Annotated in this window: 13 protein-coding genes; 8 read left to right on the plus strand and 5 right to left on the minus strand. The window is 68.7% G+C overall.

The genetic code is table 11. The annotated features are described in order from the left end of the window. The first annotated feature begins 157 nt into the window (after window positions 1-157). The 5 genes from ACWDV4_RS05805 (at window position 158) to ACWDV4_RS05825 (ending at window position 7,498) form a co-directional block, all read left to right on the plus strand. Entirely contained in the window at window positions 158-3,778 is a 3,621-nt protein-coding gene (locus tag ACWDV4_RS05805; protein ID WP_449975501.1) for a nitrate reductase subunit alpha, read from the plus strand. Then, entirely contained in the window at window positions 3,778-5,370 is a 1,593-nt protein-coding gene (gene narH / locus ACWDV4_RS05810) for a nitrate reductase subunit beta (protein ID WP_449975198.1), read from the plus strand. Before ACWDV4_RS05805 ends, narH begins: the two co-directional genes overlap by 1 nt. Then, window positions 5,367-6,044: a nitrate reductase molybdenum cofactor assembly chaperone gene (gene narJ, locus ACWDV4_RS05815; protein WP_449975199.1), complete on the plus strand. Its 678-nt coding sequence runs from the start codon at window positions 5,367-5,369 to the stop codon at window positions 6,042-6,044. The genes narH and narJ overlap by 4 nt, the downstream gene beginning before the upstream one ends. Beyond that, entirely contained in the window at window positions 6,041-6,787 is a 747-nt protein-coding gene (narI, locus tag ACWDV4_RS05820) for a respiratory nitrate reductase subunit gamma (RefSeq protein WP_449975200.1), read from the plus strand. The genes narJ and narI overlap by 4 nt, the downstream gene beginning before the upstream one ends. Window positions 6,788-6,889: 102 nt before the next feature. Then, window positions 6,890-7,498 carry a class I SAM-dependent methyltransferase gene (locus ACWDV4_RS05825; protein ID WP_449975202.1) on the plus strand — a complete coding sequence of 203 codons (609 nt, stop codon included), beginning with the start codon at window positions 6,890-6,892 and terminating at the stop codon, window positions 7,496-7,498. A gap of 434 nt (window positions 7,499-7,932) precedes the next feature. Here ACWDV4_RS05825 and ACWDV4_RS05830 read toward each other — a convergent pair whose 3' ends face one another. Genes ACWDV4_RS05830 through ACWDV4_RS05845 form a run of 4 tightly spaced genes read right to left on the minus strand, consistent with a single transcriptional unit; the run spans window position 7,933 to window position 10,248 of the window. Beyond that, complete coding sequence (locus tag ACWDV4_RS05830; RefSeq protein WP_449975203.1) at window positions 7,933-8,151, minus strand: hypothetical protein; 219 nt, start codon at window positions 8,149-8,151, stop codon at window positions 7,933-7,935. Further along, window positions 8,142-9,533, minus strand: coding sequence for a hypothetical protein (locus ACWDV4_RS05835; RefSeq protein WP_449975204.1), 1,392 nt, complete (start codon window positions 9,531-9,533; stop codon window positions 8,142-8,144). Before ACWDV4_RS05835 ends, ACWDV4_RS05830 begins: the two co-directional genes overlap by 10 nt. Then, window positions 9,530-9,937 carry a SigE family RNA polymerase sigma factor gene (locus ACWDV4_RS05840; RefSeq protein ID WP_449975502.1) on the minus strand — a complete coding sequence of 136 codons (408 nt, stop codon included), beginning with the start codon at window positions 9,935-9,937 and terminating at the stop codon, window positions 9,530-9,532. The genes ACWDV4_RS05835 and ACWDV4_RS05840 overlap by 4 nt, the downstream gene beginning before the upstream one ends. After that, complete coding sequence (locus ACWDV4_RS05845; protein WP_449975206.1) at window positions 9,853-10,248, minus strand: class I SAM-dependent DNA methyltransferase; 396 nt, start codon at window positions 10,246-10,248, stop codon at window positions 9,853-9,855. The genes ACWDV4_RS05840 and ACWDV4_RS05845 overlap by 85 nt, the downstream gene beginning before the upstream one ends. 172 nt (window positions 10,249-10,420) lie before the next feature. Here ACWDV4_RS05845 and ACWDV4_RS05850 point away from each other — a divergent pair, with 172 nt between their 5' ends. From ACWDV4_RS05850 to ACWDV4_RS05860, 3 genes are all read left to right on the plus strand, one after another. Further along, window positions 10,421-11,077, plus strand: coding sequence for an HAD family hydrolase (locus tag ACWDV4_RS05850; RefSeq protein WP_449975208.1), 657 nt, complete (start codon window positions 10,421-10,423; stop codon window positions 11,075-11,077). A gap of 628 nt (window positions 11,078-11,705) precedes the next feature. After that, window positions 11,706-12,638 carry a hypothetical protein gene (locus ACWDV4_RS05855; RefSeq protein ID WP_449975210.1) on the plus strand — a complete coding sequence of 311 codons (933 nt, stop codon included), beginning with the start codon at window positions 11,706-11,708 and terminating at the stop codon, window positions 12,636-12,638. Between the two features lie 449 nt (window positions 12,639-13,087). Then, window positions 13,088-13,240 carry a hypothetical protein gene (locus tag ACWDV4_RS05860; protein WP_449975212.1) on the plus strand — a complete coding sequence of 51 codons (153 nt, stop codon included), beginning with the start codon at window positions 13,088-13,090 and terminating at the stop codon, window positions 13,238-13,240. A gap of 52 nt (window positions 13,241-13,292) precedes the next feature. On the opposite strand, the gene ACWDV4_RS05865 is transcribed toward ACWDV4_RS05860, so the two are convergent. Beyond that, window positions 13,293-14,453, minus strand: coding sequence for an MFS transporter (locus tag ACWDV4_RS05865; protein WP_449975214.1), 1,161 nt, complete (start codon window positions 14,451-14,453; stop codon window positions 13,293-13,295). Window positions 14,454-14,544: the final 91 nt, after the last annotated feature.

Below are 14,544 nucleotides of genomic sequence, written 5' to 3' on the forward strand. Positions count from 1 at the left end.
CCGAAAACGCTCAATTACGTGACGACTATGGCGGTGTGCCACTTGCCCGGCACCGACGACCCCACCGGTCCTCGCCGTTGTCATGTAGGAGATCGCCGTGTCAGCACATCGCCCGTCGGACGCCGCCCGGACGCCGGCAACGGATCAGGTTCCCGGCGTGGCACCGCTGTTGGCCACCCGGCGTTTCCTGACGCACGAGACCGTCGGCGACCACGGGCGCACCCTGCATCAGCTGGACGGCAACGCCTGGGACGCGTTCTACCGGGACCGCTGGCGTTACGACCGGGTGGTCCGGTCGACCCACGGGGTCAACTGCACCGGTTCCTGCTCGTGGAACGTCTTCGTGAAGGACGGGTTGATCACCTGGGAGCATCAGGCGACCGACTACCCGACGACCGGGCCGGATTCCCCGGACTACGAGCCGCGTGGCTGCCCGCGCGGTGCCTCGTTCTCCTGGTACGAGTACTCGCCCTCCCGGGTGCGGCACCCGTACCTGCGGGGTGTGTTGGCCGAGATGTACCGCGAGGCGCGGCAGCGTCTGGGTGATCCGGTGCTCGCGTGGGCCGAGATCGTGGAGACACCGCTGAAGGCGGCCGCCTACAAGGCGCAGCGCGGTCGGGGTGGATTCGTGCGGGCCAGCTGGGACGAGGCGATCGAGATGACGGCCGCCGCGCACGTCTACACCACCAAGCGGTACGGCCCGGACCGGGTGGTCGGCTTCTCGCCGATCCCGGCGATGTCGATGGCGTCGTTCGCCGCCGGTACCCGGTACCACGCGCTGCTGGGCGGCACACTGTTGAGCTTCTACGACTGGTACGCGGACCTGCCGATCGCCTCCCCGCAGATCTGGGGTGACCAGACCGACGTGCCGGAGGCCGGCGACTGGTGGAACGCCACGTACCTGATGATGTGGGGCTCGAACATCCCGGTGACGCGTACGCCGGACGCGCACTTCCTGGCGGAGGCCCGGTACAAGGGCACGAAGGTCGTCGCGGTGAGCCCGGACTACGCCGACAACGTCAAGTTCGCCGACGACTGGCTGGCACCGCACCCGGGTACCGACGGTGCGCTGGCGATGGCGATGGGGCACGTCGTGCTGACCGAGTTCTTCCGGGACCGGCAGGTGCCGTACTTCGTCGACTACGTCCGCCGGTACACCGATCTGCCGTTCCTGGTGACGCTGCGCCAGACCGGCGACGTGTGGACGGCGGACCGCTTCCTTACCGCCGCGGACCTCGGCGAGGCCGACGGGGAGCACCGCACCGTCCTGATCGACGAGCGGACCGGCGAGCCCGTGGTTCCGAACGGGTCACTGGGCTTCCGGTACGCCGCTGACGGCGAGGGGCGGTGGAACCTCGATCTCGGCGAGGTCGTACCGATGCTCGGCCTGGATCCCGACGGCGAGACGGTCGAGGTGGACCTCGCCCGCTTCGACCTGGGCCAGACCGAGGGCGGAACGACGATCCGCCGGGGCGTCCCGATCCGCTGGCTCGGCGGGCACCCCGTCACCACTGTCTTCGACCTGCTCATGGCCCAGTACGGCGTGCGCCGCGGCGACCTACCCGGCCAGTGGCCCACCGGGTACGACGACGCGGAGGCACCGAACACGCCGGCCTGGCAGGAGCGGATCACCGGCGTACCGGCCACGCTCGCCGCCCGGATCGGCCGGGAGTTCGCCCGCAACGCCGAGCGCAGCGGCGGCCGGTCGATGATCGTGCTCGGGGCCGGCGCGAACCAGTGGTTCCACTCCGACATGACCTACCGGGCGTTCATCTCACTGGTGCTGCTGACCGGCTGTCAGGGGGTCAACGGTGGCGGCTGGGCACACTACGTCGGGCAGGAGAAGGCCCGCCCGATCACCGGTCAGCAGCACATGTCGTTCGCCCTCGACTGGCAGCGGCCGATGCGGCACCAGGCCAGTACGCCGTTCTGGTACCTGCACACCGACCAGTGGCGCTACGAGCGGGTACCGGCCGACGAGTTGTCGTCGCCGTTGGGTACCGGCCGGTTCGCCGGCATGTCCTTCGCCGACACGGTCGCGGCCGCGCAGCGGATGGGCTGGAGCCCCGGCCACCCGTTCTTCAACCGCAACCCGCTCGACCTGACCGACGAGGCCGCAGCGGCCGGCGTACCGACGGCCGACTACATCGTGACGGCCCTGAAGGACGGGACGCTCAGGACCGTGGCGGAGGACCCGGACGACCCGGCGAACTTCCCGCGCTGCCTCACCCTGTGGCGGTGCAACCTGCTCGGCTCCTCCGGCAAGGGCAACGAGTACTTCATGCGCCACCTGCTGGGTGTGGAGGGGACCGCCACGGCGGACGAGTGCGACCCGGACCACCGTCCCCGCGACGTGGCATGGCGCGCCGACGCCCCGGTCGGCAAGCTGGACCTGCTTACCGCGATCGACTTCCGGATGACCAACACGGGCCTGCATGCCGACCTGGTGCTACCGGCCGCGACCTGGTACGAGAAGGACGACATCTCCACCACGGACATGCACCCCTTCGTGCACGCGTTCAGCCCGGCCGTGGAGCCGCCGGCCGACGCGCACACCGACTACGACACCTTCCTGGCGCTGGCCGACAAGGTCAGCGAACTCGCGGTCGACCACCTCGGCGTGCGCCGGGACGTGCTGGCCGCGCCACTGCAGCACGACACCCCGGACGAGCTGGCGACGCCGAGCGGCCGGGTTCGGGACTGGAAGTTCGGCGAGTGTGACCCCGTACCGGGGCGGACCATGCCGAAACTGGTGGAGATCGAGCGGGACTACACCCTGATCGGAAAGAAGATGCGGACCGTCGGGCCGCTGCTCGACAAGGTAGGCACCACCACGAAGGCGATCACTGTCGATGTCAACCCGGAGATCGAGTACCTGCGTCACCAGAATGGGGTGATCGACGGTCGGCCGTCGCTGGCGACCGCCGACCGGATGTGCGAGGCGATCCTCGCCCTGTCGGGGACCACCAACGGCCGGGTCGCCGCAGCCGGCTTCGCCGAGCTGGAGAAGCGCACCGGCCAGCCCTTCGTGGACCTGATCGCCGGCCATGAGGAGGACCGGATCACGTACGCCCGGACGCAGGACGCGCCGCAGTCGGTCTTCACCAGCCCGGAGTGGTCCGGGTCGGAGAAGGGCGGCCGCCGCTACTCACCGTTCACCCTCAACGTGGAGCGGCTCAAGCCCTGGCACACGATCACGGGCCGGCAGCACTTCTTCATCGAGCACGACTGGGTCGCCGAGCTGGGCGAGCAGCTGCCGGCCTTCCGGCCACCACTGAACATGGCACGGCACTTCGGCAAGCCGGGTGAGGCAATCGACGGGGGAGTGACGGTGCGGTTCCTCACCCCGCACGCCAAGTGGTCCATCCACTCGATGTACCACGACAACGAGCTGATGCTGGCGCTGTCGCGGGGCGGCCCGGTGATCTGGATGAGCATCGAGGACGCCGACAAGATCGGCGTACGCGACAACGACTGGATCGAGGCGCACAACCGTAACGGTGTGGTGGTGGCCCGGGCCGTGGTCAGCCACCGGATGCCCGAGGGCACGGTGTTCCAGTACCACTCGCCGGAACGCACGGTCAACGTGCCCAAGGCGGAGAAGAGCGGCCGGCGCGGCGGCTACCACAACTCGATGGTCCGACTGCTGATCAAGCCCACGCATCTCGCCGGCGGGCACGCCCAGCTCACCTACGCCTTCAACTACTACGGCCCGATCGGCAGCCAGCGCGACGAGATCACCGTGATCCGCCGTCGCAAGCAGGAGGTGGAGTACTGATGAAGATCCGTTCCCAGGTAGCAATGGTGATGAACCTGGACAAGTGCATCGGGTGCCACACCTGCTCTGTGACGTGCAAGCAGACCTGGACCAACCGGGAGGGCACCGAGTACGTCTGGTTCAACAACGTCGAGACGAAACCGGGCATCGGCTATCCGAAGCACTACGAGGACCAGGAACGCTGGAAGGGCGGTTGGCAGCTGGACGGGAAGGGGCGTCTGGTGCTGCGCTCCGGCGGCCGGGCCAAACGCCTCAGCCGCATCTTCGCCAACCCGGACCTGCCGACGATCGACGACTACTACGAGCCGGCCACCTTCGACAAGGACATCCTGGTCAACGCCCCCGCCGGTCTGACGGACACCCCGGTGAAGCGGCCGTACTCGGCGCTGACCGGTGAGCCGATGGCGGTCACCTGGGGCGCCAACTGGGAGGACTCGCTCGGTGGGGCGCACGAGCGCGCCGAGGGCGACCCGAACCTGGCGAAGATGCCCGCCGAGGCCGCCGCGAAGGTCAGGTTCGAGTTCGAGAAGACCTTCATGTTCCACCTGCCGCGCATCTGCGAGCACTGCCTCAACCCGGCCTGCGTCTCCGCCTGCCCCTCCGGTGCCATGTACAAGCGCGAGGAGGACGGCATCGTCCTGGTCGACCAGGACCGATGCCGTGGGTGGCGGATGTGCGTGTCGGCCTGCCCGTACAAGAAGGTCTACGTCAACCACGCCACCGGCAAGGCGGAGAAGTGCACCTTCTGCTTCCCGCGCATCGAGGCGGGGCAGCCCACCATCTGCTCGGAGACCTGCGTCGGCCGCCTGCGGTACCTGGGCATCGTCCTCTACGACGAGGACGCGGTGCTCGCCGCCGCCTCCGTCGAGGACGAGCACGACCTGCTCGACGCCCAGCGCGCGGTCTTCCTCGACCCGCGTGATCCGGCCGTGCAGCGCGCCGCCCGGGACGCGGGCCTGCCAGACGAGTGGATCGAGGCGGCGCAGCGCTCCCCGATCTGGAAGCTGATCGCCGAGTACCGCATCGCGCTGCCGCTGCACCCGGAGTACCGCACCCTGCCGATGGTCTGGTACGTGCCACCGCTGTCGCCGGTGCTCGATGCGGTCGGTCAGGCGGGCCGTGACGACACCGACGCTGACGACGTCTTCCACACCATCCGCGAGCTGCGCATCCCGGTCGAGTACCTGGCCGAACTGTTCACCGCGGGCGACGCCGAGGCGGCCGCCGGTGTGCTGATGAAGCTCGCCGCGATGCGCTCCTACATGCGGGCCCGCACCCTCGACGGCACCGTCGCGCAGGAACTGCTGGACGGCATCGGCATGACCGCCAACCAGGTCGAGGAGATGTACCGCCTACTGGCGATCGCCAAGTACGACGAGCGGTACGTGATCCCGGCCGCACACGCCAGGGACGCCGCAGCCCTGGAGGCGCAGGCCGCCGCACACGGCGACTGCGCGCTGGACTGCGAGGGCGGCCCGGGGATGGGCGAGACGTTCCACCTCACCGGGGGCGACGGCGCACGTTCCGGCCTGTTCCGGCGTACCGACGGCCGGCGCGGGCTCGCCCTCAACCCGCTGCGAGGCCGCTCATGATCGCCACATCCCCGGCCGACCGGGCCCGGACCTTCCGCCTGGTCTCGCTGCTGCTTACCTACCCCGACGCAGAGCTGCAGGACGCCGGTCAGGAGCTGCGTGCGGCTGCCGCCGACCTCGAAGACCCGACGGTACGCGCCCAGCTCGGCGAGTTCCTCGACTGGCTGCTGGCCGCGCCGCTGATCGACGCCCAGCGGGAGTACGTGCAGACCTTCGACCTGCGCCGCCGCACCGGCCTCTACCTCACCTACTACCTGCACGGCGACACCCGCAAACGAGGCATGGCGCTGCTCGTGCTCAAACAAAGGTACCGCGCACACGGACTGCGGCTCGCCGACGGCGAACTACCCGACCTGCTGCCGGTCGTCCTGGAGTTCGCCGCCATGGTCGGACCCGGCGACGGCGAAGCCCCGCTGCGCCAGCACCGGCAGGGCATCGAACTGCTGCGCGCCGCCCTGACCGACTCCGGCACACCGTACCGGCTCCTGCTCGACGCGGTCTGCGCGATGCTGCCCGAACTCACCGACGACGACCGGGCCGCCATCACGGCACTCGCCATCGACGGACCACCGGTCGAAACCGTCGGCCTGGACAGCATCGGCGTCGGACCCGACCTCAACGGCACCCACCTCGCCCCGTACCCTTCCTGTTCCTTCGCGGAGGCCTCACGATGACCACGCTGCTCTGGGTCGTGCTCCCGTACATCTGCCTCGCGGTCTTCATCGCCGGGCACGTCTGGCGCTGGCGGCACGACCAGTTCGGCTGGACCACCCACACCAGCCAACTGCTGGAGAACCGCCTGCTGCGCCTCGGCTCGCCGCTTTTCCACATCGGCGTCCTCGGCGTCCTCGGCGGTCACGTCCTCGGCCTGCTGGTGCCGGCGTCGCTCACCGAGGCGGTCGGCATCTCCGAGCACACCTACCACCTGGTGGCGGTCTCGGCCGGCACGGTCACCGGCCTCATGCTCGTCGCGGGGCTCGCGCTGCTGATCGTCCGCCGCTTCGTCAACGGCCGGGTCCGCCGCAGGACCACCACGATGGACAAGGTGCTGTACGCCTCCCTCGCCATCATGGCTGTCCTCGGCATGGTCGCCACAGTGGGGGAGAACGTGCTCGGCGGCGGTTACGACTACCGGGCCACGATCGCCGTCTGGTTCCGTGGCATCTTCTGGTTCCAGCCGCACAGCGAGCTGATGACCGGGGCACCGTTGGTCTACCAGCTGCACGCCATCGGCGGCTTCCTCCTCCTCGCCCTCTGGCCGTTCACCCGGCTGGTGCACGTCTGGTCCGCGCCGCTGGCTTACCTGTGGCGCCCGTACGTCGTCTACCGGGGCCGCCGGGGCCCAGCCCCGGTCGCGGCCCCGACGCCCGCCGCAGTCCGGGACGCCGAGCGCGGGCCGGTGTCATCCGGACGATGACGCCGATTGCTCCGCTCGATCACCTTGGCCACGGCACCCTGGCTAATGAGCGGTGTGACATCCTCCCTTGCTTGAAGCAGGGGTTTCGACGGAAGGAATCTGATGAGCGCCACGGAGAATCTTTGGCTACGCAAGATCGCCGAAGACCCTGGTCACTCGCGCTGGTACATCCAGCGGTTCCGGGACCTGGCCGCGCGCGGTGCCGACCTGGTCGGTGAAGCCCGGCTGGTCGACGCGATGGTGCCGCGCGGTGCGCGCATCCTCGACGCCGGCTGCGGTACGGGACGAGTGGGTGCTCACCTCGCGGCGGCCGGGCACGAGGTGGTCGGGGTCGACCTGGACCCTGAGCTGATCGCCGAGGCCCAGGCCGTTCATCCCGGGCCGACCTGGCTGGTAGGTGACCTCAGCGACCTGGACCTGCCCTCGGCCGGCGTCCCGGCCGGCTTCGACGTGATCGTCTGTGCCGGTAACGTGATGACCTTCGTGGCCCCCTCCACCCGGCGGGAGATCCTTTACCGCTTCCGCGCCCACCTGGCCGACGGCGGCCGGGTCGCCATCGGATTCGGCACCGGACGCGGCTACGGGCACGACGAGTTCCTCGCCGACGTAGAGGCCGCGAGCCTGGCACCGGACCTCCTGCTGAGCACGTGGGACGTCCGTCCCTACACGCCCGACTCGGACTTCCTGGTCGCCCTGCTCACCGCCGCCTGATCGCGAGCGCGCCGTCTGACCGTGGGGACAATCGGCCTGATCAGAGGGCTTATCAGGCGGCCGAAGGCTCCTGCTCGCAGCGGATACCACAGAAACCTGGGGCTTGGTGTCGATGTCACCGGCCGGCGCCGCCGGCACCTGGTCGAGCGTCAGGTGGTCGGTCACCATCAGCTCGGGCCGCAGCTTGCCGGCCTCGATCAGCGCGAGCATCTCCGGATAGGCGTGCGCCGGCATCCCGTGGCTGCCGAGCAGCTCCAGCTCGTAGGCGATGACCCGGTCCATCGGCAGCGTCGGCCGCCCGGCCACCGACGGCAATAGTCCAACCTCGACATGCCGGCCGCGCGGCGACGCAGGACTCGTACGACGCGACGCAGACGGAGGTCGAGTGGGCCCGGGCACGCCCCGGTGACTGCATTATCGGCATTCCTTTTGGATCATGAGTCGGGCCGGTAGCCGGCGTTTTTGAGGTCCATGGCCAGGTACCTTGCCGCTTGCGCCGCCCATCTGCCGGTCGGGTGCGCGGTCACGCCCAGGACTCGGATACGGCGGTTGGCGTGCTCGATCGCCGCGAGCACGTATATCCGCGCTCCGGTCAGGGTGACCGTCTCGAAGAAGCCGCACGCCAGCAGTTCAGCCTTTGCGATCAGGAGCATCCACCCGGCCCACGCACACGCCTGACACGCCTGTTGTCGAGCCAGAGCGCCAGCCCTTCGCGACAGCGGTACGCTGCGATGCCGGTCGCCAGGACGGTGATGACGATGGGCCAGAACCAGATTCGGGGGCCCACTCCGTTGGGCGGACTTGCGTCACGGGTGCGACCGCTGCGGATCACGTCGTCGGAAATGTCGATTGCGACGACGTCTTTTGGGGCGGTGAGCAGGGTGGTGGGAGCATCTGCGCCACGGCCGAGGGCCAGTACCCGCACGGCGCCGACGTTGCCGTACGCCAGTCGCTGATCCATATCGAGGGGCACGTCGAACGCGGCCGGAGCGTGGGGTGCTGGTTGGTAGGCGACGACGCGCGCAGTCCCGTCCACCGTCCACCCCAGTAGCCGAATGGCGGTCACCCCGGAGACAGCCGGCGTGTCGATCGCGCCGAGGTCCCTGCCCGTGGTCGGGTCGATCCGCCGCAGGCTCCAGCTGTCACCGTCTCGCCGGGTGACCGTCAGCGCCCGGCCGTCGGTGCTCCAGGCGCCCTTGCCGGCCAGCTCCGTCTCGGGCGCGAGGGTGAACGAGGAGAGTCGCCGGCCGTCGAGGTCGGCGACGGAGACCGTCCGCCCGGTTTGGAAGGCGAGCTGTTTACCGTCCGGGGCGAATGCGACCGTGGACCCGTCCCTCTCGTAATCGTCGGCCAGCCAGGTTCGGCGGTTGCTGTTCAGCCAGACGATGCTCAGCACCTCCCGGTAGTCGCTGCGCTCCGGGTTGGTTGGCACAGTGGCTCGGACGACCAGCGCCCGCCCGTCCGGCGACCAGCCCGCTGGTTCGACCATGACGGTGCCGGAGACCCCGCTGGCCACGGTGCGGCTGCGCCCGGTCACCAGGTCGACAACCTGCACTCGGGGATGCGTGTAGTTGACTGATCTGAAGGCGACCCGGCGACCGTCGGGAGACAGTATTGTGTCCGCGCCGGCTTGCGCCTCGATTTCGCCTTTGATGATCCGGTAACGGTCGGCGTCCGCACCGACGACCGCGATAATGCTGCCCTCTTCGCCGTACATCAGGCCCGGGGCCTGACCTGTGAAGATCACCGAGGCGGGACCAAGTCGCGGTCGATCGGTGGCGTGCAGGCTGCCGAAGGGTGGCACCCCGACCCGGTCAGGCAGCGCGGCCTCAGCGCCGGCCGCCGGGGCGACGGCGGGGGTACCCGCCAGCGGCAGCATCGCCCCAGCCAACGCGACCAGCATCAGCGCCGCCACGGCCGCGAGCGCGGTACGGCGGCGGGAGCGGCGGGCGGTGGCGAGCGCCCGTTCGTAGACCGGGTACGCGGGAACGTCGGCCGCCACAGCGTGCAGCGACTCGCGTAGTCGGGCGGTCATCGCGGGATCCTCTCCGCCGCATGGTCGACCAGGTCAGGGGCCTTGGCGCGCAGCCGGCGTACCGCATCGTGGCCGTGCCGCTTTACCGTGCCGACGGAGCAGTTCAGCACCTCGGCGATCTGTGTCTCGGTCAGGTCCTCGTAGAACCGCAGCACCACCACGGCGCGTTGGCGCGGGGTGAGCTGGCGCAGCGCGGCCGCCAGGGTGAGCCGCAGGGCGATCGCGTCGGAGTGGTCGTCGCCGGGTCGGTCGGTGGGCTCCGGGTCCAGCCGTTCGGCGAGGCGGCGGCGCCGCCACCAGGAGACCTGCTGGTGGTACATCACCCGCCGCACGTACGCATCCGGGTCGTCGCCGCGAATGCGCTGCCAGTGCTGGTACGTCTTGGCCAGCGCGCTCTGTAGCAGATTTGATGCAGGGCCGTGCCATCGCCGAGCCGCTGCCGGGCCAGGGCCAGCATCTTGGCGCTGGGCTCAATGCCGGTCACAATGGCACCGCGATCACGCAATTCTGCAAGCAAAGGGCCGGCTCCGCAGCCGACATCAAGGATTCGCCGCCCGGCCACGTCCCCGGCCAGGTCCAGGATCGCCGGCCGGGTGTAGTAGCCGTTGATGAGGTTGGACTCGGTCTCGGCCGCGTACGCCTCAGCGAAGCTGTCGTAGTCGTTGGCCACAGCCTGGCTGGCGGGCCCGAAGGAATGCTCAAGGTTAGGAGACATGCGGCCGATTTTGGCAGGTCCGAATGCCTTGGGGGGCGAACAGGGGCGGCTCCGATGTAGCGGATCCAGGCCGGTGCCAGCCACTGCGTCAACGTCGGCAGCAGCACGAGCTGCACTGCCCGTGGTACATACCAGGTTCGAGTACCGACCAACCTTGTGAAGAGGGATGCAAGTGATCAAAGCGGTCTTCTTTGATGTCGGCGGGGTAGTCGTCGACGAGTCCCGAGAGTTCGCAACCTGGGCGGACTGGCTTGGCGTGCCACGGCATACGTTCTCGGCGGTCTTCGGTGCGGTGATCGCCCGGGGTCTGGACTATCAGGAGACGTTCCGAGCCTTCCAGCCTGATTTCGATCTGGTATTGGAGCGCGAACGTAGAGCAGCCGCTGACAAGCCGGAGTCGTTCGGCGAAGAGGATCTCTACCCCGACGCGCGATCGTGTCTCAGCTCCTTGCGGGAACAGGGCCTGTTCGTGGGCTTGGCCGGCAACCAGCCAGCTCACGCTGAGCCGATCCTCCGCGCTCTCGACCTCGCCGTGGACGTGATCGGCACGTCGGACGGTTGGGGCGTGGCGAAGCCGTCACCGGCCTTTTTCGAGCGGGTCATTTGCGAAGGCGGCGGCGATGCGTCTTCGATCCTGTACGTCGGTGATCGGCCCGACAACGATGCGCGCCCGGCCAGGGAGGCCGGTATGGAGACGTGCCTGATTCGGCGCTCTCCATGGGGGCACATCCTCGACATGCCAGCCGTGTCTGAGCAGTGCCTGTTCCGCATCGACTCGCTGGACGAACTCCCGAGCCTGGTCGCGAAGCACAACGCAGCAGGCAGCTAGCTCGCCGAGAGATGTGTTCGTCCGCTCGATGGAAGAAGGATCGATGCGAGCAGAGCCGCGGATGTTCGGAGAAATCGCGCGGTGAGCACCTTGTCGAGCTGTTTGACGGTACGTCTGGAAAAGAACGAGAGGCAAAGGCAAAATGTCAGCCGGTGCCATAGGAAATCCTATGGCACCGGCTGTCACGACCGCGCCCCGCGACAGCACCACGAGCCGGTTGCAGAAAGCTGCGGCCACCGGTGGTCGATGTTGCTGGTGTCCACGAGTAGGTGGGCTTCCCGGGGGTTGTGGACGAAGCGGGACGCCACGGGTGGGAGCCGGTGCAGCGAGGCAGGGCTGGGGCGGAGCAGCCTCGCGACCCAACTTGCTAATTCGTATTAGCATCTTGACACTGTGGAGTCGACGCGCGCAGACTCATCGATCAACGAACCCTTCCTCGTCGAGTTCCTGCACCGTTTACGGCTGCTCAGCGAGGTTGAGTAACGGCCGCTGACTCGTTACGGCCGGCCCGCTCCTCCTGCCCCCGTTGGCTCGCCTCACGAACGGAGGGATCGCGATGACGCGTACCCCTGAAGGTTCTTTCTCCCGACGTACGCTGTTGCGTGGCGCGGCGGCCGGGGTCGCGACCGTGACCACCGGTGTCGGCCTTGCTGCGACACCCACACCGGCGCTCGCCGCACCGGCCGGCTTTCCCAACTATCGATACGTGCGCGACGCGTTCGACAAACCGTTGCGCTACAACCCGAGGGGCGAGTTCATCTTCCCGTGCGTGCGCGGGGTCTACGACAAGATCAGCAGTTACCTCGGCCGCTACTACCTCTACTACGCGCCGCACGACGCCCCCGGCGGGATCTGTCTTGCCTACGCCGACCGGCTCGAGGGCCCCTATACCGAATATCCCAACAACCCCATCGTCGACCGGGTGCTGCCGACCACGACGGTAAGCCACGTGTCGTCGCCGCACGTGGTGTGGGACGCGCCGACCCGGCAGTTCTACCTGTACTTCCACGGCGAGAACTACACGACCCGGGTCGCCCGCTCGGCCGACGGCGTCCACTTCACCAATGAGACGCCGATCCTGTCGACGAACCTGGTGCCCAACACGACCGAGACCTCGTACGCGCGGGTCTTCGAGCACTCGGTGGCTGGCAAGGGAAACCGCTACGTGATGGTGTTCATGGGCGCCCACACGATCCGGCCGGGCACCCGGAAGATCTTTTGGGGCTGGTCGCCGAATGGCTGGAGCAACTGGCAATTCGCCCCGAACCCGCTGGTGTCACCGTCAGGTGACGGGCTCACCGACATTTCCGCGCCACACCTGTTGAAGCGGAACGGCACCGCGTATCTCGCGTATCACGGCAGCAGCGGCAACATGTATCTGACCGAGGTCGGCAACAACTTCGACCGCGAGGTCCATCTTGGCGTATTCCATCGGCCGATCGCGTCGGACAACGGCCGGGTGGCTTCGCCGACGTTCGGCACCGACGGCGGTGTGCAATACATGCTCTACGAGGCCGGGCCCCGCCTCGACGCCAGGATCTGCGTGGCCCGCGCGGTCTAGCGGGAACTCCCGCCGGGCCGTCGGGTGGAAGACCTCCGACCGCTGCGACCCCAACCTGATGCTCGCCACCCTCGAATACGGGATCTGGTCCCGCGATGTGCGCGACGGCCAGTTGATCCATCACAGCGACAAGGGCTCGAACTGTACGTTGTGTTGATGTCAGCCGACCGGACCGGGGTCGTCGGGCACTCGTGGGAGGCGTTGCTCACCGCCTGGTTCGCTCAGACCAGACCGGACGTCGCCGCGTACGCGGGGCTGAGTGGCACCTGGCCGCAGCTTAACGTGCCGGCAGCCCTGATCGGTTTACCACGGCCGAAGCTGGTGGTCTTCGGCGGCGTGGACTCGCACACCACAACACCGACGAGCAGTGAACCATGCTGTCGATACCGAAGCACTGCGGTCTTCACCAATGGTTTCCACTTTGACTACTTGCCCCCCGGTGCCAGCCCGTGCGACCCGAACCGGGGGGCGTGCGGCCTGCTGGGCTCGCCGCGAAGCCGGCCCCGGAACGGCAGATGACCGCCACCTCGTTGGACGCCGATACGCCCGCCGGTGGGGTGACGATCGGTCAGGCTGTCATCACCACTGTGCTGGAGTGGTGATCATCGAGGTCACCGAGAAGGCGGACCGACGCTGAACTGCACGTCCAGGCGATCAGGCGGTCGGGTGCGAAAGCGTCATGGCAATCGCTGGCCCGAACGCGACGCTGAGCAGGTAGGCGAGGTTGAACAGGCCCAGGGCTTCGGCCCGGTGGGAGGCGGATACGACGCCGGTCGCATGCAGGGCGAGTACGCCTTGGCCGGTCGCGGCGGACAAGGAAGCGAGCGTCATCGCCGCAAGCAGCAGTGGTACGGCGGTGGTAACCGCCGCTAGCAGCGTTGCGGCGGCGCCGGTGACGAGCAACGCGGCGGCCGCGACGCGGCGTGGCACCCGCACGGACGCCGCAACCAGGAACCCGGCGCAGAAGCCACCGAGCAGGTACGGCGCCAGCAGCACGATCCCGCTCCGGGTGCCTGCCCATCCCGCGTGCTGTCGCAGCAGGTCCGGCGCGGCGTAGAGCAGTGCGAAGTTCACCACTCCCAGTACGAAGGCCAGTGCGCACGCCGCGAGGAACCGGCCGTTCCGGGCCACCGCAGCAGGCAGGAAGCCGTCCGGACGAACCTTGATCCAGGTCACCAGCAAAAGCAGCAGCGCGACGGTGGCCGGGCCGGTGACCAGCGGTCGGTGTGGAATGAGGACGGCTGCAGTGACCAGTATGGCCAGGAGGGCCATGCCGAGGGGATCGAACGACGACGGCACCGTGTCCGGCGATGTGGTGCCGCGGCGAGCCGCGGGCACGGCGAGCACCGCCAACAGCGGCAACGCCAGCGCCGCCTGCCATGAGGAGATGTCGGCGACCAGTGCGCCGGTCAGCGGGCCGGTAGCCCCGACGACCGCCAGCGATGCGGCGACCACCCCCATCTGCCGGGCGGAGTCGGCCAGCTTCATCGCCGTCACGGTGAGGCCAGCAGACCCCAGTGCCTGCACCGCCGCACCGGCCACGATCGCCGGCAGGCTCGGCACCAGCACGAGGAGGAGCGTCCCCGCAGCCACCAGCGCCGCCGCGACGGTCAGGACCGCTCGCACGCCGCGACGGGCAAGCAGGGCCGCCAACAGCGGTGTCCCCAACGCGATCCCCCAGCCGAAGGCAGTTACGCCGGCGGCGGCCTGTTCCCCGGTACCCGTTGCGCGCGCCAGATCGTCGAGGAGCAGGGCAGGTGCGGCAATCCCGTACGAAAGCGGACCAGCCAGCAGGGCTAGCCAGGGTGTGGCCACGCGCCCTGGTGTGAACTGCCTGTGGCCGTGAGTAGCTCGGCGTCGCTGTAGACGATCCATCTCATTCCTCCGGTGTCGGATCGGCTCAGCC

It is taken from the genome of Micromonospora sp. NPDC003197 (assembly GCF_053590565.1).